Annotated in this window: 14 protein-coding genes; 11 read left to right on the top strand and 3 right to left on the bottom strand. The window is 63.7% G+C overall.

Annotation, left to right across the window (positions count from 1 at the left end; translation table 11 throughout):
* Nucleotides 1-187 precede the first annotated feature (187 nt).
* Entirely contained in the window at nucleotides 188-2,779 is a 2,592-nt protein-coding gene (gene acnB / locus B9N72_RS06440) for a bifunctional aconitate hydratase 2/2-methylisocitrate dehydratase (RefSeq protein ID WP_085275606.1), read from the bottom strand.
* Nucleotides 2,780-2,965: 186 nt separating this feature from the next.
* Here acnB and gcvA point away from each other — a divergent pair, with 186 nt between their 5' ends.
* The 7 genes from gcvA to B9N72_RS06405 all read left to right on the top strand — a co-directional run bounded on the left by gcvA (nucleotide 2,966) and on the right by B9N72_RS06405 (nucleotide 13,132).
* Nucleotides 2,966-3,868, top strand: coding sequence for a transcriptional regulator GcvA (gene gcvA / locus B9N72_RS06435; RefSeq protein ID WP_085275605.1), 903 nt, complete (start codon nucleotides 2,966-2,968; stop codon nucleotides 3,866-3,868).
* Nucleotides 3,869-3,939: 71 nt separating this feature from the next.
* Nucleotides 3,940-6,747 carry an aconitate hydratase AcnA gene (gene acnA, locus B9N72_RS06430; protein ID WP_085275604.1) on the top strand — a complete coding sequence of 936 codons (2,808 nt, stop codon included), beginning with the start codon at nucleotides 3,940-3,942 and terminating at the stop codon, nucleotides 6,745-6,747.
* Between the two features lie 272 nt (nucleotides 6,748-7,019).
* Complete coding sequence (locus B9N72_RS06425; protein WP_085275603.1) at nucleotides 7,020-7,574, top strand: TRAP transporter small permease subunit; 555 nt, start codon at nucleotides 7,020-7,022, stop codon at nucleotides 7,572-7,574.
* Nucleotides 7,571-9,079: a TRAP transporter large permease gene (locus B9N72_RS06420; protein ID WP_085275602.1), complete on the top strand. Its 1,509-nt coding sequence runs from the start codon at nucleotides 7,571-7,573 to the stop codon at nucleotides 9,077-9,079. The genes B9N72_RS06425 and B9N72_RS06420 overlap by 4 nt, the downstream gene beginning before the upstream one ends.
* Before the next feature lie 77 nt (nucleotides 9,080-9,156).
* Nucleotides 9,157-10,242, top strand: coding sequence for a TRAP transporter substrate-binding protein (locus tag B9N72_RS06415; RefSeq protein WP_085275601.1), 1,086 nt, complete (start codon nucleotides 9,157-9,159; stop codon nucleotides 10,240-10,242).
* Between the two features lie 225 nt (nucleotides 10,243-10,467).
* Nucleotides 10,468-12,687, top strand: coding sequence for a putative bifunctional diguanylate cyclase/phosphodiesterase (locus B9N72_RS06410; protein WP_234985896.1), 2,220 nt, complete (start codon nucleotides 10,468-10,470; stop codon nucleotides 12,685-12,687).
* A gap of 163 nt (nucleotides 12,688-12,850) precedes the next feature.
* Entirely contained in the window at nucleotides 12,851-13,132 is a 282-nt protein-coding gene (locus B9N72_RS06405; RefSeq protein WP_008952908.1) for a hypothetical protein, read from the top strand.
* Here B9N72_RS06405 and B9N72_RS06400 read toward each other — a convergent pair.
* Both B9N72_RS06400 and argE read right to left on the bottom strand, forming a co-directional pair.
* Nucleotides 13,123-13,515 (bottom strand): cupin domain-containing protein, encoded by a 393-nt coding sequence (locus tag B9N72_RS06400; protein ID WP_085275599.1) that lies wholly within the window; start codon nucleotides 13,513-13,515, stop codon nucleotides 13,123-13,125. The genes B9N72_RS06405 and B9N72_RS06400 overlap by 10 nt on opposite strands.
* 177 nt (nucleotides 13,516-13,692) lie before the next feature.
* The gene (gene argE / locus B9N72_RS06395) at nucleotides 13,693-14,862 is read right to left on the bottom strand and encodes an acetylornithine deacetylase (RefSeq protein ID WP_085275598.1); all 1,170 of its coding nucleotides are present in this window, start codon (nucleotides 14,860-14,862) and stop codon (nucleotides 13,693-13,695) included.
* 196 nt (nucleotides 14,863-15,058) lie between these two features.
* Between argE and B9N72_RS06390 the strand changes: the two genes are divergently transcribed.
* From B9N72_RS06390 to msrB, 4 genes are all read left to right on the top strand, one after another.
* Nucleotides 15,059-16,423: a deoxyguanosinetriphosphate triphosphohydrolase gene (locus tag B9N72_RS06390; protein WP_234985895.1), complete on the top strand. Its 1,365-nt coding sequence runs from the start codon at nucleotides 15,059-15,061 to the stop codon at nucleotides 16,421-16,423.
* Between the two features lie 123 nt (nucleotides 16,424-16,546).
* Nucleotides 16,547-17,422, top strand: coding sequence for an AEC family transporter (locus tag B9N72_RS06385; RefSeq protein ID WP_085275597.1), 876 nt, complete (start codon nucleotides 16,547-16,549; stop codon nucleotides 17,420-17,422).
* A gap of 33 nt (nucleotides 17,423-17,455) precedes the next feature.
* Nucleotides 17,456-18,103 carry a histidine phosphatase family protein gene (locus B9N72_RS06380; protein ID WP_085275596.1) on the top strand — a complete coding sequence of 216 codons (648 nt, stop codon included), beginning with the start codon at nucleotides 17,456-17,458 and terminating at the stop codon, nucleotides 18,101-18,103.
* Between the two features lie 107 nt (nucleotides 18,104-18,210).
* On the top strand, nucleotides 18,211-18,606 hold the full coding sequence (gene msrB / locus B9N72_RS06375; RefSeq protein ID WP_085275736.1) for a peptide-methionine (R)-S-oxide reductase MsrB: 396 nt from the start codon (nucleotides 18,211-18,213) through the stop codon (nucleotides 18,604-18,606).
* The last annotated feature ends 570 nt before the right edge of the window (nucleotides 18,607-19,176 follow it).

The raw sequence follows: 19,176 nt of genomic DNA, 5'->3' as shown, positions 1-19,176 counted from the left end.
GCCAGGGAATAGCGCAACGGATTGGCACCGTCACGATTGTTGATGACACCGGAAGCGAGCGGAGCATGCGCCAAAAAAATGCCCCGCACTAGGCGGGGCATTTTTTCACATCGGAGGGATCCGTGGGGACATCGCTCAGCGGCAAACCGCCGCAGAGAACACCACCACACGGAGAACCTCGCCGTGCTTAGACATTGACCGTGCCGGCCACTTCCTTGAACTCGTCGATCTGGTCGAAGTTCATGTAGCGGTAGACGTCGGCAGCCTGCTTGTTGATGACGCCGATGTCGGCCATGTACTCTTCCTTGCTCGGGATGCGACCCAGCTTGGAGCAGATCGCAGCCAGTTCCGCCGAGCCGAGATACACGTTGGTGTTCTTGCCCAGACGGTTCGGGAAGTTACGGGTCGAGGTCGACATCACGGTGGCGCCTTCGCGCACCTGGGCCTGGTTACCCATGCACAGCGAGCAGCCCGGCATTTCGGTACGGGCGCCGGCCGTGCCGAACACGCCGTAGTGACCTTCGTTGGTCAACTGCTGAGCGTCCATCTTGGTCGGCGGGGCGACCCACAGCTTGACCGGGATGTCGCGCTTGCCTTCCAGCAGCTTCGAAGCGGCACGGAAGTGACCGATGTTGGTCATGCACGAGCCGATGAACACTTCGTCGATCTTGGCGCCGGCTACGTCGGACAAGGTCTTCACGTCGTCCGGGTCGTTCGGGCAGGCCACGATCGGCTCGTGGATGTCGGCCAGATCGATTTCGATCACGGCGGCGTACTCGGCATCGGCATCCGGCTGCAGCAGTTCGCCGCTGGCGATCCACTGTTCCATGGCCTTGATGCGGCGCTCCAGGGTGCGGGCGTCGGCGTAACCGTCGGCGATCATCACCTTCATCAGGGTGATGTTCGACTTCATGTACTCGACGATCGGGTCCTTGTTCAGGTGCACGGCACAACCGGCGGCGGAGCGCTCGGCCGAGGCGTCGGACAGTTCGAACGCCTGCTCGACCTTGAGGTTCGGCAGACCTTCGATTTCCAGGATGCGGCCAGAGAAGATGTTCTTCTTGCCAGCCTTGGCCACGGTCAGCAGGCCTTGCTTGATGGCGTAGAGCGGAATCGCGTTGACCAGGTCACGCAGGGTGACGCCCGGCTGCATTTCGCCCTTGAAGCGCACCAGCACCGATTCCGGCATGTCGAGCGGCATCACGCCGGTCGCAGCGGCAAAGGCTACCAGACCGGAGCCGGCCGGGAAGGAAATGCCGATCGGGAAACGGGTGTGCGAGTCACCGCCGGTGCCGACGGTATCCGGCAGCAGCAGACGGTTAAGCCAGGAGTGGATCACGCCGTCGCCCGGACGCAGGGCAACGCCGCCGCGGGTGGAGATGAAGGCCGGCAGTTCCTTGTGCATCTTCACGTCCACCGGCTTCGGATAGGCGGCAGTGTGGCAGAACGACTGCATCACGAGGTCGGCGGAGAAGCCCAGGCAAGCCAGATCCTTCAGCTCGTCGCGGGTCATCGGGCCGGTGGTATCCTGCGAGCCGACGGTGGTCATCTTCGGTTCGCAGTAGGTGCCCGGACGCACGCCCTGGCCTTCCGGCAGACCGCAGGCGCGGCCAACCATCTTCTGGGCCAGCGAGAAGCCCTTGCCGGAATCGGCCGGCGCTTGCGGCAGGCGGAATTCGGTGGAGGCCGGCAGACCCAGCGCCTCACGCGCCTTGCTGGTCAGACCTCGGCCGATGATCAGATTGATACGGCCACCGGCGCGCACTTCGTCCAGGATCACGTCGGACTTGAGCGCGAAGTCGGCAATCTTCTCGCCGTTCTTCTCGATCTTGCCCTGGTACGGGTAGATGTCGACCACATCGCCCATCTCCATCTTGGAGACGTCGACTTCGATCGGCAGCGCGCCGGAGTCTTCCTGGGTGTTGAAGAAGATCGGGGCGATCTTGCCGCCCAGGCACACGCCGCCGAAGCGCTTGTTCGGCACGAACGGGATGTCTTCACCTGTCGCCCAGATCACGCTGTTGGTGGCGGACTTGCGGGAAGAACCGGTACCGACCACGTCGCCAACGTAGGCAACCAGGTTGCCTTTCTTCTTCAGGTCTTCGAGGAACTGAACCGGGCCGCGCTTGCCGTCTTCTTCCGGCTTGAAGGCTGCATCCGGACGGGTGTTCTTCAGCATGGCCAGGTAGTGCAGCGGGATGTCCGGGCGGGACCAGGCATCCGGTGCCGGCGACAGGTCGTCGGTGTTGGTTTCGCCCGGCACCTTGAACACGGTCACGCTGATCTTCTCGGCCACGGCCGGACGGCTGGTGAACCACTCGGCGTTGGCCCAGGATTCGACCACTTCACGTGCGAACTTGTTGCCGGCGTCCATTTTCTCCTGCACGTCGTGGAAGGAGTCGAACATCAGCAGGGTTTTCTTCAGGCCGTTGGCGGCGATCTGGGCCACGGCAGCATCGTCGAGCAGGTCGATCAGCGGCTTGATGTTGTAGCCGCCCAGCATGGTGCCGAGCAGTTCGGTGGCTTTTTCGCGGGAGATCAGCGCACAGGCCACGTCGCCGTCGGCCACGGCGGCCAGGAAGGACGCCTTGACCTTGGCGGCGTCATCCACGCCCGGCGGTACGCGGTGGGTGATCAGCTCGACCAGGAAATCTTCTTCGCCCTTGGGCGGGTTTTTCAGGAGCTCGACCAGCTCTTCGGTCTGTTTGGCGGAAAGCGGCAGCGGCGGAATGCCGAGAGCGGCACGCTCGGCAACATGTTGGCGGTAAGCTTCAAGCATCGTTCTTAACCTTTACGCTGGAGATGTTGGTGATTGAGTCGGCCGGCAATAGGTATGACTCCTGCCAGCTAGCGCCCTGGGGAGATCGCATTCTCTCCCCTATTTTTTGATGCTGGAAGATTACGCGGTCTGGCCCACGCTTACAAACGAGTAATCGCCACAGCGCCTGTGAGTTAAAATCACAGTATGAATACCTATCCTCCTCTCAATGCCTTGCGCATTTTCGAAGCGGCAGCAAGGCTGGAAAGCTTCTCGGCCGCGGCCAACGAGCTCTTCATCACCCATGGCGCTGTGAGCAAGCAGATCAAGCAGTTGGAAGAATGGCTGGGCGTGAAGCTGTTCGACCGCACCGGCGGGCGGGTCAAGCTGAGCGATACCGGCTGGCGCTATCTGATCCAGGTGCAGGACGGGCTCGACCTGATCGCCAACGCCACCTCGCAGCTGTTGCAGCCGGACCGGCTGCGGCGGCTCACGGTCAACTCCACCCCGACCTTTGCACGGCACTGGCTGCTTCCCCGGCTGACCCAGTTTCGCGACGCCTACCCGGACGTGGAACTGCACCTGGTCACCTCCGACCGTGACATCAGCCGCCTCGACGCCCCCTTCGACATCGCCATCCGGCGCGGCCCCGGCGACTGGCCAGGCCACATCGCCAAGCCCTTCCTGGAAGAGTGGGAGCAGCCGCTGTGCAGCCCGGCGCTGCTGGAGCGGGCCCCCGTTGCCAGCCCCGCCGACCTGGCCCGCCACACCCTGCTCTACGCCGACACCCGCCCGACCGCCTGGCAGCGCTGGCTCACGCTGGCCGGGGTACCGGATCTGAAGCCGGCCAGCACGCTGCACTTCGATCGCTTCTCCCTGGCGCTGGAGGCGGCCATGGACGGGCTGGGCGTAGTGCTCGGGCCGATGCCGATGGCGCAAGACGAAATCGCCCGCGGCCGCCTGACCACGCCGCTGCCGAGCCCCATCGTACCGGTACGGGCCTACTGCTGGGTCGCACCACGCACCGCCGTGGACGACCCGACCGTCAGCGCCTTCTGCCACTGGCTGGAAACCTGCGCCGCCGGGCTCAACGTGCCGCCGGCCACCTGAAGGCGGCGAAATCACGTCGATTGGCCATAATGAAAGGTACGTTTTAGCGGCGCAACCAGCAGGGAGAAACCATGGACAATAATCCGTTCAATACCCTCAAGACCATCGAGACACACCCCGGCAACCCACTGCTCTACCATTCGTTGCCGGCCCTGGAGGAGGCAGGACTGGGCGCGGTGTCGCGCCTGCCGGTGTCGATCCGCATCGTGCTGGAGTCGGTGCTGCGGCATTGCGACGGCAAGAAAGTCACCGAGGCACATGTGCGTCAGCTAGCCGCCTGGCAGCCGAACGCCCCGCGTACCGACGAGATTCCCTTCGTCGTCGCGCGCGTGGTGCTGCAGGACTTCACCGGCGTACCGCTGCTGGCCGACCTGGCGGCGATGCGCAACGTGGCCGACGAGATGGGCAAGAATCCGAAGCTGATCGAGCCCCTGGTGCCGGTCGACCTGGTAGTGGACCACTCGGTGATGATCGACCACTACGGCGGCCCGGACGCGCTGCGCCTCAACATGGAACTCGAATTCGAGCGCAACCGCGAGCGCTATCAGTTCATGAAGTGGGGCATGCAGGCGTTCGACACCTTCAAGGTGGTGCCGCCGGGCATCGGCATCGTGCACCAGGTCAACCTGGAATACCTGTTCCGCGGCGTGCAGATCCGTGACGGCGTGGTGTTTCCTGACACGCTGGTGGGCACCGACAGCCATACCACCATGATCAACGGCGTCGGCGTGGTCGGCTGGGGGGTGGGCGGCATCGAGGCGGAGGCGGCCATGCTGGGTCAGCCGGTGTACTTCCTGACGCCGGACGTGGTGGGCGTGGAACTCACCGGCAGGTTGGCCGAAGGCATCACCGCCACCGATCTGGTGCTGACTGTGACCGAACTGCTACGCCGCCAGAAAGTGGTCGGCAAGTTCGTCGAATTTTACGGTGAAGGCACCGCCAGCCTAACCGTGACCGACCGCGCCACCATCGCCAACATGGCCCCGGAGTACGGCGCCACCATGGGCTTCTTCCCGGTGGACGAGAAGACGGTCGATTACCTGAAGAAGACCGGTCGCAGCGACAGCGAAGTAGAGCACTTCGAGGACTATTTCCGCGCCCAGGGGCTGTTCGGCGTGCCTAAGGCGGGCGACATCGACTACAGCATGACGCTGCGGCTCGATCTTTCCAGCATCGTGCCGTCGCTAGCCGGGCCGAAACGCCCGCAGGACCGCATCGAACTGGCGGCGATGAAAGAGAATTTCACCCACCTGTTTTCCTTGCCGGCGGCACAGAACGGCTTCAACAAGCACGCCGACGAGCTGCCGCTGCGTTATCCCACCCACGCCGCAGCCGGCGATGATGCCCCGGTGCCGGCGGTGCGCCACCAGATCGAGATGGTCGACGACCACCCCATGCTCGACCGCAGGGAGCCGGGAGAAGACACCGAATCCGAAACGCCGGCCATGGATATCGGCAGCGGCGACGTGCTGATCGCCGCCATTACCAGTTGCACCAATACCTCCAACCCCAGCGTGCTGCTGGCCGCCGGGCTACTGGCGCAAAAGGCCGTCGCCAGGGGGCTGAGCGTCCACCCGCGCGTCAAGACCAGTCTCGCGCCGGGCTCGCGCGTGGTCACCGACTACCTGGGAACGGCCGGTCTGCTGGAACCGCTGGCCCGGCTCGGCTTCAACGTCGCCGCCTACGGCTGCACCACCTGCATCGGCAACGCCGGCGACCTGCGCCCCGAGTTCAACGAGGCCATCACCCGCCACGACCTGATCTGCGCCGCGGTGCTGTCCGGCAACCGCAACTTCGAGGCCCGCATTCACCCCAACCTGCGCGCCAATTTCCTCGCCTCGCCCCCGCTGGTGGTGGCGTTCGCGCTGGCCGGGCGCGTCACCATCGACATGACGCGCGAGCCGCTGGGCATCGGCCGGGATGGCCAGCCGGTCTACCTCAAGGACATCTGGCCCAGCTCGGAGGAAGTGGCCGCGCTGATGCCGCGCGCCATGGATCCGGACACTTTCCGCCGCCGGTACGGCGATTTCACCCACGACCACGACCTGTGGAACGCCATCGCCGCGCCACTCGGCAACGTCTACAGCTGGCCGAAGTCGACCTATATCGCCCGACCGCCGTTCTTCGACGGCTTCTCGATGCAGCCCGGCAAGGTCGGCGATATCCGGGGTGCGCGCGCCTTGCTGATGCTGGGCGACTCGGTGACCACCGATCACATCTCCCCGGCCGGCTCATTCCGTGACAGCACCCCGGCCGGACAGTACCTGTTGGCTGAAGGGGTAGCGAAAAAAGACTTCAACAGTTACGGCAGCCGGCGCGGCAATCACGACGTCATGATCCGCGGCACCTTTGCCAACGTCCGCGTCAAGAACCTGATGCTGCCGGCCAAGGACGACGGCAGCCGGGTCGAAGGCGGCTACACCCTGTTCGACGGCCACCAGACCACGGTTTACGACGCGGCGATGAAGTATTGCCATCGCGACACCCCGACCATGGTGTTTGCCGGCGAGGAATACGGCACCGGCTCCAGCCGCGACTGGGCCGCGAAGGGCACCCAGCTGCTGGGCGTCAAGGCCGTGGTGGCCAAGAGCTTCGAGCGCATCCACCGCTCCAACCTGGTCGGCATGGGGGTCTTGCCACTGCAGTTCCAGAATGGGGACAGCTGGGAAAGCCTGGGCCTCGGCAGTGACGACAGCTTCGACATCGTCGGCATCGAGCAGGGCCTCAAGCCTCAACAGGAACTGACGCTACGCATCACCCGCCCGGACGGGAGCCGGCGCGACGTCATCTTGCGCTCTCGCATCGATACCCCGATCGAGGTCGAATACTACCTCCACGGCGGCATCCTGCCCTACGTATTACGGGAACTGATGCAGTAACCCCCGCCCGCCCGCTCCGCTGAACCACCAGGCGGTGCGCCCCTTGTCCGAGTCCGGGCACGGGTCGCACCGCTTTTTCCATCCCCTTCCTTCGCTCGCGACAGGGCAACCTGGCACCGCCAAGGGTAAACCCGCATACCTAAACGCCTTCTCAAAGACTATTCCATGTGCTTAGATAGCCCGAACCGGCACAGACCGGCACAACGCTCGCCATAACAATAAGGTTCCGCCCACCGGCGGCGGCATCAGGAAGAACTACAAAGGAGACTTACGTGCACTCGTTGCTCGCCTTGTCACGTCTCATCGACGGGATTACCGCACGCATCGGCCGTTCCGCCTCATGGATCGTGCTGGTCGTCGTACTCATCAGCGCCGGTAACGCCGTTATCCGGAAACTGTTCAACGTCAGCTCCAACGCCTTTCTCGAAATCCAGTGGTATTTGTTCTCGGCCATGTTTCTTTTGGCTGCCGCCTATACCCTGCAACGCAACGAGCACATTCGCATCGACCTCCTGGCGGGCCGGCTCTCCAAGCGCGGCCAGGCGGTGCTCGACATCGTCTGCACCGTGCTGTTCCTGCTGCCGATGACGGCCATCATCGCCTGGTACGGCTGGCCGATCTTCATGGACGCCTTGCGCAGCGGAGAGATGTCGTCCGACCCAGGCGGGTTGATCCGCTGGCCGGTTCTGATGCTGATCCCGATCGGCTTCACGCTGCTGTTGCTGCAGGGGGTATCCGAGATCATCAAGCGAGTGGGTTTCCTCCAGGGGCTGGCTCCCGATCCGACCGAGCAGACGCTGGATCCGCACAAGGAGGAACACGTATGAACCTGGAAATGATGGCTCCCGTGATGTTCGGGTCGCTGATCCTGTTCCTGCTGATCGGCTACCCGGTGGCTTTCGCGCTGGGTGCGGTTGGCCTGCTGTTCAGCTGGATCGGCATTCACTTCGATCTGCTGCGCCCCGAGCTGCTGCAAGCCCTGCCGCGCCAGGTGTTCGACATCATGAAGAACGACACCCTGCTGGCGATCCCCTTCTTCACCTTCATGGGGCTGATCCTCGAGCGCAGCGGCATGGCCGAAGACATGCTCGACACCATCGGCCAGTTGTTCGGCCGCATCCGTGGCGGGCTCGCCTTCGCCGTGATCTTCGTCGGCGCCCTGCTCGCCGCTACCACCGGCGTGGTGGCCGCCTCGGTGATCTCGATGGGGTTGATCTCGCTGCCGATCATGCTGCGTTACGGCTACGACAAGCGCATCGCCACCGGTGTCATCGCGGCCTCCGGCACGCTGGCGCAGATCATCCCACCCAGCCTGGTGCTGATCGTGCTGGCCGACCAGTTGGGCACCTCGGTGGGCGACATGTACGCCGGGGCGATGGCGCCGGGCCTGCTGTTGTGCTTGTTCTACGCGGTGTTCATCTTCGCCGTGACGATGGTGCGGCCACACTGGGCGCCGGCCCTGCCCGCCGAGGCGCGCACCCTGCACGGGCTGGCGCTGGCCAGCCGCGCCCTGTTCGTGATGGTGCCGCCGCTGCTGCTGATCTTCCTGGTGCTGGGCACCATCTTCCTCGGCATCGCCACCCCGACCGAGGGCGGCGCCATGGGGGCGGTCGGCGCACTGATTCTGGCCCTCCTCAACCGGCGCCTGAGCGTATCGCTGCTCAAGCAGGCCATGGACTCCACGCTGAAGCTCTCCACCTTCGTGGTGTTCATCCTGATCGGTGCCAGGGTATTCCGCATCGCCTTCCTTGGAGTCGATGGCGACCGCTGGGTCGAACACCTGCTGACTTCGCTGCCGGGTGGCCCGACCGGCTTCCTGATCGTGGTCAACCTGCTGGTGTTCTTTCTGGCCTTCTTCCTCGATTTCTTCGAGATCGCCTTCATCCTGGTGCCGCTCTTGGCTCCAGTGGCCCAGAAACTGGGGATCGACCTGATATGGTTCGGCGTGATTCTGGGGGTCAACATGCAGACCTCGTTCATGCACCCACCGTTCGGTTTTGCCTTGTTCTACCTGAAGAGCGTGGCCCCCAAGGAAATCAAAACCACCGACATCTACTGGGGAGCCATCCCCTACGTCGTGATCCAGCTTCTCATGGTGGGCCTGATCATTGCCATGCCGGCGCTGGTGACGTCGTTCGTCGGCCATGAAGCGCTGACCAGTGCCAGCGAGGCCGAAGCCACGATGCAGCAGATGGGCGACACCACCTCCCCGGCCTCAGCGGGAGCCATCGAGATTCCTTCCTCCCCCGAGGAAAGCTCGGCCCCTGCAGGTGAAACCGCCAGCGACTCGAGCGCCGAGCTGCTCAAGCAGCTGACCGGCGAAGGCAAATGAGACCAGGAATATTCCTTCAGCAGGGGCGGCCCGACTGCTCCACTGATGACAGCAGTGCACAACAAAGGAGATATAACGTGGAACGACGCTCATTTCTGAAGAAAGCCGGCGCCACCGGTCTTGCTGCCGCGGCCGTGTCGGCTCCTGCTCTCGCCGCCGACGCTCCCACCATCCGCTGGCGCCTGGCGTCGAGCTTTCCGAAGAGCCTGGATACCATCTACGGCGGCGCCAATACCCTGGCCAACCGCATCAGCCAGCTCACCGGCGGCAAGTTCCAGATCCGGGTGTTCGCTGGCGGGGAGATCGTGCCGGGCACACAGGTGCTCGATGCCGTGCAGAACGGCACCGTGGAATGCGGGCACAGCTGCGGCTACTACTATGTCGGCAAGAACAAGGCCTTCGGTTTCGATACCTCGGTGCCGTTCGGCCTGACCTCGCGCCAGCAAGCCGCCTGGATGTACTACGGCAACGGCCTCAAGCTGCTGCGCGAGCTGTACGCCCAATACAACATCGTCAACTTCCCGGGCGGTAACACCGGCACACAGATGGGCGGCTGGTTCCGCAATGAAGTGAAGTCGCTGGCCGACCTCAAGGGCCTGAAGATGCGCATCCCGGGCCTGGGCGGCGAAGTCATGGCCCGCCTGGGAGCCGTACCGCAGACCATCGCCGGCGGGGATATCTACCCGGCGCTGGAAAAAGGCACCATCGACGCCACCGAGTGGGTCGGCCCGTACGACGACGAGAAGCTCGGCTTCTACAAAGTGGCCAAGCACTACTACTACCCGGGTTTCTGGGAGCCGGGCCCGCAGATCACCTTCTTCGTCAACACCAAGGAGTGGGCCAAGCTGCCGAAAGAATACCAGGCGGCCTTCGAAGCGGCGGCAGCCGAAGTCAACATCCTGATGCAGGCCGAATACGACGCCAAGAACCCGCAGGCGCTGGTGAGCCTGTTGCAGAAAGGCGTCAAGCTGCACAAGTATCCATTGGACATTCTCAAGGCGGGACAGAAAGCTGCCTTCGAGATGTACGAGGAAGAAGCGGCCAAGAACCCCATCTTCAAGAAAATCTATACCGACTGGAAGAAATTCCGCACGCTCGAACACGGTTGGTTCAACCTGGCGGAAGCGTCGATGGAAAGCTTCATGTACAGCAACCGCAAGTAGACCAGCCCGCCCTGCCCCGGGTGCGCCAAGCCCTCGCCGAGATACGGTGAGGGCTTTTTTGCGGTTGTTTCACCCATCCCGCAGACGTAAAGGCAAGCCCGCACGGCAGGTCTTCCGCCTTGCCGGTGACCGTCGAACACAGTACAGCCTGCCGCACCGTCATCCGCTTACCGGCCACGATTTCGCTAACGAGTCCGCAAGTATCCCGGATAGATGCAGTAGAATGTGGCTGATTCGGGCACGGTATTTTACCGCCGCCGACGAGTCGCTCAGCCACCTATCCAACCCATGGTTTATCCCGACCGGGACAGATCCACCCCTTGTGATTGCCACCTGATGGAAGCCTCCCGCCTCAATGCACTGACCGAAGACCTGCTGCGAGAGGCGGACAGCCTGTTCCTCGAACTCCTTCACAACGATCTGGTCGGGGTGTATATCATCCAGGACAACCGCTTCCTCTACACCAACACCCATCTGGCCGAACTTTTCGGCTACACGCAGGCGGAGTTGTGCGGAACACTCGGACCGATGGACCTGACGGCGCCAGAGTTTCGGCATATCGCCAAACGAGCCATCGACCGCCGGATCAACAACGAAGCAACGACCAGCCGCTATTCATTCGACGGTCTGTGCAAAGATGGCCGCCGTATACAGGTCGAGGTTTTCGGCATCCGTACCGAGTTTGCCGGCCGGCCGGCGATCATCGGCATGATGATCGACAATACCGACCGCCGCCAAGCCGAACGCGCTGTGGAAGAGCAACTGAACTTCACCTCCCAGCTCATCGAAACCATCCCCAGTCCTGTGTTTTACAAAGACGAGGCGGGACGCTATCTGGGCTGCAACGAGGCGTTCGAGCGCTATATCGGACTCCCGCGTGAAGAGCTCATCGGCAAATCGGTTTTCGGCATCTCCCCCCGCCACTTGGCCGAACGCTACCACGCCGCCGACCAAGCCCTGTTCGACGCCCCCGGCACCCAGACCTACGAGGCCGAAGTGCAGTCCACCGACGGGGCACTCAAGAACGTCGTGTTCTACAAGGCGACCTTCAACAAGTCGGGAGGTCAGCTTGGCGGCCTGGTGGGCGTCATTCTCGACATCACCGACCGCAAACGAAGCGAGAAAACCATCTGGCGCCAGGCCAATTACGATATTTTGACCGAGCTGCCGAATCGCCGCCTTTTCCTCGAGCGGCTACAGCAGGGCATCGAGCACGCAAAAGGCTCGGGCAGCACGCTGGCACTGATGTTCATCGATCTCGACCGCTTCAAGGAGGTCAATGACATGCTGGGGCATAAGGTGGGAGACCAGCTGCTGTCGCAAGCCGGCCAGCGCATTGCCGACTGCGTGCGCGAGGCGGGCCTGGTAGCCCGCTTGGGAGGTGACGAATTCACGGTCATCCTCGAGAACCTGCCGCAACCGACGCTGATCGAGCAGGTAGCCCAATCGATCATCGAAACACTGAGCAGACCATTCCAGTTGGGGGCTGACGTGGCCTATGTCTCGGCCAGTATCGGTGTCACCCTGTATCCCAAAGACGCGCAGGACATGGATACGCTGCTGATCAACGCCGACCAGGCGATGTACCACGCCAAGGCCTTGGGCAAAAACCGTTTCTGCTACTTCGTACCGTCGATTCAGGCAAAGTTTGCGGAACGGCTCCAACTCGGCCATGACCTGCGCAGCGCCATGGCCCAGGACCAACTGGACGTGTACTACCAGCCCATCGTCGATCTCGCCACCGGGCAAATCGTCAAGGCGGAAGCCCTGGTGCGCTGGCTCCACCCGCGCCGGGGCTGGATCAGCCCGGCGCAGTTCATCCCGATTGCGGAGGACATCGGCCTCATCAACGAGATCGGCGACTGGGTATTCCGACAGGCCACGGGCATGGCCAAGCGCTTGTGGGAGTCTGGCCGCAACGGAACCACCTCGGGGATGTCGCTGCAGATCAGCATCAATAAATCGCCACGCCAGTTTTTCACCGGCCACGCCCATGAAACCTGGATCGACCATCTGCAGGAAATCGGCCTGCCTGCCGAGTGCATTGCCATCGAAATCACAGAGGGGCTGTTGCTGGACGAGCGTCCGGACGTCACCAGCAAGTTGCAACAATTCCGCAGGGCGGGCATCCAGGTCTCGCTGGACGATTTCGGGACCGGCTACTCAGCCATGGCGTACCTGAAGCGGCTCGATATCGACTACCTGAAGATCGACCAGTCCTTCGTGCGCGACATGACGTCCACCCCCAGTGACCAGGCCATCACCGAAGCCATCATCGCCATGGCCCACAAGCTTGGCCTCCGGGTGGTGGCGGAGGGGGTCGAGACGAGGGAGCAACGGGATTTATTGAGCGCGGCAGGCTGTGATTTTGGCCAAGGCTACTGGTTTTCCAGGGCGCTTCCCGAGGACGAGTTTTTCAAGCTCCTGCAGCGCTGGCCAGACTGATGCCCACCCGCCAATGAGGCCCGGCACCACGAGAACGGCGGCCGGGGCCCGGCCCAGGCAGCGCCCGGAGGTTCGGGCGCTTTTTGCGTTTGCCCCACTCCCTGACTAGGCTGGAACAGGAAGGCCGGCTTCGGCCAACCATGATCAAAGGGGTGTTGTCGTTATGAAAAAAGCCATCCTGCTGTTCTGGCCATCGTTCCTGATCGCCGGTTTCGCCACCATGATGTTCTTCTCGATCTTCGATCCCTACGAACTGAGCCTGCACGGTGCCCGGCTGTTCGCCGACAAGCTGACGGCCTATTCGGTATTCTTCCTCATCGCCTGGTCGTTCGGTGCACTCAACACCGCGATCGTGCTGCTGCTGGAAAAGCCGGTGCAGGACGTCAACCGCTTCTGTCCCGTGCCGCCGCCCTCTGCCAGCATGGGCGATCCGGATCAGGCGTGAGAGGCGCTGCGCTCCACCACGACAAAATACTTGCGCACCGGCTCGATCACCTCGAACACCCCGGTAAAGCCGGCGGGAATGACCGCGGCCTCACCGGCACGGACGTCCACCGCCTGCCCATCGGCCTCGTGCAGCCGGACGTGACCTTCGATCACGGCAAAGAACTCGTCCTTGTGCTCGGCAAAGACAATGCGCCAGGCCCCTTTCTCGCATGACCAGATGCCGGCACTCACTTCACCGGTCGGGTTCTCGAAATGGCTCCAGGTCAGGCGACGCGGATTGCCGGACAACAGCCTGTCCGAACGCGGATAGTCGACGGACGGCTCGACGGCGGGATGGTTGAACAGGGTGATGCGTTTGGGTGCGACGACGTGATCGGTCATGATGCTCTAAGGGAGTGGTTCAGACTGCGGCGACACAGTCTCGCGCCGCGCGGCAGAGTCTAACGGCAAAACCGCAAGGCTGCCAAACCGGCATTTGTCCATCCCACCGGGCGAGCGCGGCCAGGACAATCCCGCCCGCGGGCTGCAAGCAAGTCGGTCAGTCAGTCAGTCAGTCAGTCAGTCAGGAGAGCACAGCAAATCGCCCAGTCTGGCAAGCCACTCGCTGCAGGCGTAGAGCTGTTCGACCTCGACGTATTCGTCCGGACGGTGGGCTTGCCGGATCGAGCCCGGACCACACACTACGCTCGGCATGCCGGCCGCGTGAAACAGGCCCGCCTCGGTGGCGTAGGCCACACCTTCCCCCTGACAGCAGCCGGTCAGCGTCTCGACGTACTGCATCACGGCGCTCTCCGGCACCGCCTCGAACGCCGGGCAGTACACGGTGGGTTCGATGGTGATGTCGCTCTCCTCTGCCACCGCACGCATCTCTTCCAGCAGGTTGGAAGCGTAGTCGCGCACCGAGTCGACGTAGCGTTCCGGCTGGTCGCCCGGCAGCCAGCGACACTCGAACACGAACTCGCAGTCCTTGGGGACGATATTGGGCGCGGTGCCGCCCTGAATGGTGCCGGTCTGCAAGGTGGTGAACGGTACATCGTACAGGGTATGGCGATGCCCGAACGACGCCTCGGTGTCGGCCAGCTTGCGGATGTGCGTGATCAGCCGGGCCGCGTACTCGATGGCGTTGACCCCGTACGGCGTCAGCGAGGAATGCGCGGCGCGGCCGCTCACGTGGCAGCGGTAATGGGCAATGCCCTTGTGCGCGACCACCGGCTTCATGTCGGTCGGCTCGCCGATGATGCAGCCGGCCACCTTGATGCCGGATTGCTGCAGGTCGTCGATCAGTCCTCGAACGCCGAGACAGCCGACTTCCTCATCGTAGGACAAGGCGATGCCGACCGATTGGGTCAGGCGGCCGGAGTCGGCCAGCTCGAGGAAAAACGGCACCTTGGCGAGTACGCAGGCGATGAAGCCCTTCATATCGGCCGAGCCGCGGCCGTACAGCTTGCCTTCGCGCTCGACCAGTTCGAACGGCGGCGTCTGCCACGCCTGGCCATCGACCGGCACCACGTCGGTGTGCCCGGACAGCACCACGGCCGGCAGCTCTGGGTTCCCGATTTGAGCGAACAGATTGGCCTTGCTGCCATCGGCATTGAAGGTCAGCCGCGACGACACGCCAAACGAGTCCAGATAGCGCTGCACCCAGCGGATCAGTTCGAGGTTGGAATGGCGGCTGGTGGTGTCAAACGCCACCAGCGTGGCGAGCAGGTCACGAACGGAAGCGGTCATGCGATTTCCAGGAGCAAGATGTGTCCTAAGCATAATCCAAGCGCGCCTCCTTGCACCATGCCCAACAGGTCGACTTCACGGAGGTCGCGGGGTTGGCCGAAGACCGGGTTGCCGCCAGGCTTGCCGCTGCCATCGCCGCTGCGCCCGGCACCGGCAAGCTGTTATGATCATGACAAACCACTGCGCGCACACTGCCATGACCAAGCCACACCGCATGAAATGGGAACACCTGCTATCGGCCCGGCGCTTCAAGCAGATCGACGGCGAGGTACGCCCCACCCGCACCCCCGCGACCAGCGAGGGCGCCTCTGGGCTGCGCAGCGACTTCCACATCGACCACGACCGGGTAGTCTTCTCTGGCGCCTTCCGCCGCCTGGGGCGCAAGACCCAGGTCCACCCGCTGGCGCAGAACGACCACACCCACAACCGACTGACGCATAGCGTCGAGGTGGCCAGCGTCGGGCGCAGCCTGGGCAACCGTGCAGGGGTGATGATGCAGCACGCCGGCCAACTGCCCGCCGGCTACACCCCGCACGACATCGGGGCGGTGGTGCAGGTGGCCTGCCTGGCGCACGACATCGGCAACCCGCCGTTCGGTCACACCGGCGAGGACGCCTTGCGCGACTGGTTCCGCGACGAGCGCCACGCCCCGCTGATGGTGGACCTGAGCCCGGCCGAGCGGCGCGACGTCGAAACCTACGAGGGCAACGCGCACAGCCTGCGCATGCTCGCCACGCTCGAAATGTACGCCGGAGAAGGCGGCATGCGACTCACCGCGGCGGCGATCGGCGCGCTGATCAAATACCCGTGGACCTCCAGCGCCGAGCCGGCCTACCTGCGTGACAAGTTCAACATCTACCAGACCGAGCTACCCTACTTCCGCCAGATTGCCAGCGAACTCGGGCTGATCGAACGCGGCCCCGACCAGTGGGCGCGCCACCCGCTGTCCTACCTGATGGAAGCCGCCGACGACATCTGCTACGCCATCCTCGACCTCGAAGACGCGGTCGAGATCGGCATTCTCGACTATTCCGAGTTCGAGAATCTGTTCACCAAGTTCGCCGAGGTCGACAAGCTCTGGGCCACCCCGTCGGTGCGCCAGAAATGCGCCATGCTGCGCGGCATGGCCATCGGCCGCTGCGTGGCCGAGGTGGCGGAAAAATTCATGCTGCACCAGGACACGCTGTTGGCGGGCGCCTTCCAGGGCAAGGACCTGATCGACGTGTGCGCGCCCGAAATCCGCGAAACCCTGCTGGAGGCCAAACGGCTGGCCAGCCAGAAGGTGTACCGGCACCGCACCAAGCTGGTGACCGAAATCGCCTCCTTCCCCTGCCTCTCCACCCTGCTCGACGTGCTGGTCCCGGCGGTCGCGGCGAAGGTGCGCGGCGAGCGGCTATCGGCACGCCATACGCTGGCGCTCGGACTGATGGCGGAAACCCCCTTCACCGACAAGGACACCCCCTACCTTGCCTACATGAAGGTGCTGGACTTCGTCGGTGGCATGACCGACAACTACGCCGCCAACCTGGCACGTGAAATCTCCGGCGTCGGCATTCTCTGACCGGCTCTTTCGGCCAACCTTGACGACAAGGCTGGCCGAAGCACGGCAAGCCATGGCTTACCCTTGCTTGTCCGGTCAAGACATTTGACCAATAATGGCACCATCCCACCCCGCCTGAGTCCCATGTTCGAACGCATCATCACCATCATTCTTCCCGTCCTGATCATCGTGCTGATCGGCTGGCTCTACGGCCGCAAGATGCGCCCCGACATGCGCGCCGCGAACACGATCAACATGGACGTCTGCGTGCCGCTACTGGTGTTCTCGGCGCTGGCGGCAAAGGATTTCGATCTCGTCAGCCAGTGGAAGCTGCTGCCGGCCTCCGCTGCAGTGATCCTGCTGTCGGGCCTGCTCGCCTGGCCGGTGGCGCGCGCCACCGGCAACCAGGTGCGCACCCTGCTGCCCCCGTCGATGTTCAACAACTGCGGCAACATGGGCCTGCCGCTCGCCCTGCTCGCCTTCGGCCGCACCGGTTTCAACGCCTTCGTGGTGCTGTTCGTGGTGTCCAACCTGCTGCACTTCACGCTGGGCGCCTTCATCTTCAACCGCCACACCCGGTTCAGCGGCCTGTTGAAGAACCCCATCGTGCTCGCCACGGCGCTGGGGCTGCTATTTGCACTGGCGGGCTGGCATCTGCCCGACGGCCTGATGATCGGCCTCAAGATGCTGGGCGACGCCTCCATTCCGCTGATGCTGTTCGCACTGGGAGTGCGCATGGTGGACGCCAACCTGCGCGACTGGAAGATAGGCCTGCTCGGCGCCGCACTCTGCCCGCTGAGCGGCCTCGCGGCGGCGGCCGTGACCGTACCGCTGCTGCAACTGTCACCGGCGCAGGCCGGCCTGGTCTACCTGTTCGGCGTGCTGCCGCCGGCGGTGCTCAATTTCATGATGGCGGAAATCTACCAGCAGGAACCTGGCAAGATGGCGTCGATCGTACTGATTGGCAACCTGGCCAGCCTCGCCTTCGTACCGTTCGGGCTGTGGCTGGCGCTGGGCTGATCGCAACCCGAACCTGACTGCTAGAATGAATCGATGGACCACACTCCACTGACCCGCTTCTGCTTCGTGCGCCACGGCGAAACCGACTGGAACCGCGAGCGCCGCCTGCAAGGCCAGATCGATACCCCGCTCAACACCACCGGCCAGGAACAGGCGCAAACATTGAGCCAGGCCCTGACGGCCCGGGCACTGCATTTCGACGTCCTCTATTGCAGCGATCTGGTGCGCACCCGCCAGACCGCCATTCCCATCGGACAGGCTACCGGGCTCGACATCAACCTCGATCCCCTGCTGCGCGAGCGTCACTACGGCAACCTGCAAGGACTCACCTATCACGAGGCCGGCGAGGTCATGCCCGAAGCCTACCGCCGCCATCGCAACCGCGACCCGCACGACGTCCCGGAAGGGGGAGAGAGCCTGTACGCCTTCCACGTCCGGATTCAGGCCTTCCTGGAGCGGGCCGTGCTCGAACACCCCGGCCAACGGCTGCTCGTCGTCACCCATGGCGGTGTACTCGACATGGTCTACCGCATCGTCACCGGCAAGCCGCTGACCGAACCGCGCGATTTTCCCATCCCCAACGCCGCCTTCAACTGGATCATCCACCATCAGGGTGCCTGGCAGCTGGAGAAATGGGCGGACAGCGAGCACCTTGGCGGCTCGCTGGATGAATTGCTGTAAGAACCGCCCATTGGCCACGACCAACCGACGCAACCGAAGCGAACAGCGGCCCCGATAGCGAGCCGACGCCACCAGCCTTCGGCCAAGACGCCCCACAGGAGCCCACCATGACCGACAAGATAGTCAAGAGCGACGCCGAGTGGCGCGCCCAACTAACCCCCGAGCAATACCGCGTCACCCGCCAGGCCGGCACCGAACGCCCCTACAGCGGCGAGCACTACTACCGCCACGCCAGCGGCGATTACCATTGCGTCTGCTGCGACGCGTTGCTGTTCCACTCCGACACCAAGTTCGACGCCGGCTGCGGCTGGCCCAGTTTCTGGGAAGAAGCCGTCCCCGGCAGCATCACCCGCATCGAAGATCGCTCGCACGGCATGACCCGCACCGAGGTACGTTGCGCCCGCTGCGACGCCCATCTCGGCCACGTGTTCCCAGACGGTCCGGAACCCACCGGCGAGCGTTATTGCATCAACTCGGTGGCGATCAGCTTCAAAGCGGTCTGAATCGTGTTGACGTAGGGCACCAGTCTTGGTTTCCAGCGCCGACAGGTAATGCCACGGCTCGCAGACCAACTGGTCCCGACCGAAGCGACGGGCATGGTGTGCCTGCTCCTGGCCATCCGCTACGACACGAGTCGTGTCGGCGCTAACGCGCACCGAGACCACCTTGCCAGCCCATTCGGCGGGCACGCTATAACGGTTGCGATCCACACCGATACGCAGGTGCTGGACACGCGTAACAGCTGCTCGACGTAACCGTCGAACGGCATGGTGACCGGTCGCAAGTGGGGGCGTTCCACCTTCAGCACGTCAGCAATGGTGGCATCTTGTGTGGGGTGGCGCCGGCCCGCCAGTTCCTGATAGCGCGTTTCCAGCCACTGGTTCAAGCCGCTGAAGTCAGCAAAGCGGGGGGGGGTGGCGTGAACAGCCACTCGCGGATGTTGCCCACCTGATTCCCCACCTGGCCCTTCTCCCAACTGGAAGCCGGCGCGTGCAGGCGGCCGGCTCGAACAGGTAATGATTCGCCAGCGCCAGGAAGCGCTGGTTGAACTGGCGATCCTTGCCGGCAACACC

Origin of the sequence: Pseudogulbenkiania subflava DSM 22618 (assembly GCF_900177275.1) — a bacterium.
Taxonomy (GTDB): domain Bacteria; phylum Pseudomonadota; class Gammaproteobacteria; order Burkholderiales; family Chromobacteriaceae; genus Pseudogulbenkiania; species Pseudogulbenkiania subflava.
This window is presented reverse-complemented; position numbering and strand designations above follow the sequence as displayed.

Excerpts from the sequence above, each read along its gene's own strand:
- acnB (WP_085275606.1), bottom strand. The coding sequence starts at position 2,779 with ATGCTTGAAGCTTACCGCCAACATGTTGCCGAGCGTGCCGCTCTCGGC.
- gcvA (WP_085275605.1), top strand. The coding sequence starts at position 2,966 with ATGAATACCTATCCTCCTCTCAATGCCTTGCGCATTTTCGAAGCGGCA.
- acnA (WP_085275604.1), top strand. The coding sequence starts at position 3,940 with ATGGACAATAATCCGTTCAATACCCTCAAGACCATCGAGACACACCCC.
- B9N72_RS06420 (WP_085275602.1), top strand. The coding sequence starts at position 7,571 with ATGAACCTGGAAATGATGGCTCCCGTGATGTTCGGGTCGCTGATCCTG.
- B9N72_RS06405 (WP_008952908.1), top strand. The coding sequence starts at position 12,851 with ATGAAAAAAGCCATCCTGCTGTTCTGGCCATCGTTCCTGATCGCCGGT.
- B9N72_RS06400 (WP_085275599.1), bottom strand. The coding sequence starts at position 13,515 with ATGACCGATCACGTCGTCGCACCCAAACGCATCACCCTGTTCAACCAT.
- argE (WP_085275598.1), bottom strand. The coding sequence starts at position 14,862 with ATGACCGCTTCCGTTCGTGACCTGCTCGCCACGCTGGTGGCGTTTGAC.
- B9N72_RS06390 (WP_234985895.1), top strand. The coding sequence starts at position 15,059 with ATGACCAAGCCACACCGCATGAAATGGGAACACCTGCTATCGGCCCGG.
- B9N72_RS06385 (WP_085275597.1), top strand. The coding sequence starts at position 16,547 with ATGTTCGAACGCATCATCACCATCATTCTTCCCGTCCTGATCATCGTG.
- B9N72_RS06380 (WP_085275596.1), top strand. The coding sequence starts at position 17,456 with ATGGACCACACTCCACTGACCCGCTTCTGCTTCGTGCGCCACGGCGAA.
- msrB (WP_085275736.1), top strand. The coding sequence starts at position 18,211 with ATGACCGACAAGATAGTCAAGAGCGACGCCGAGTGGCGCGCCCAACTA.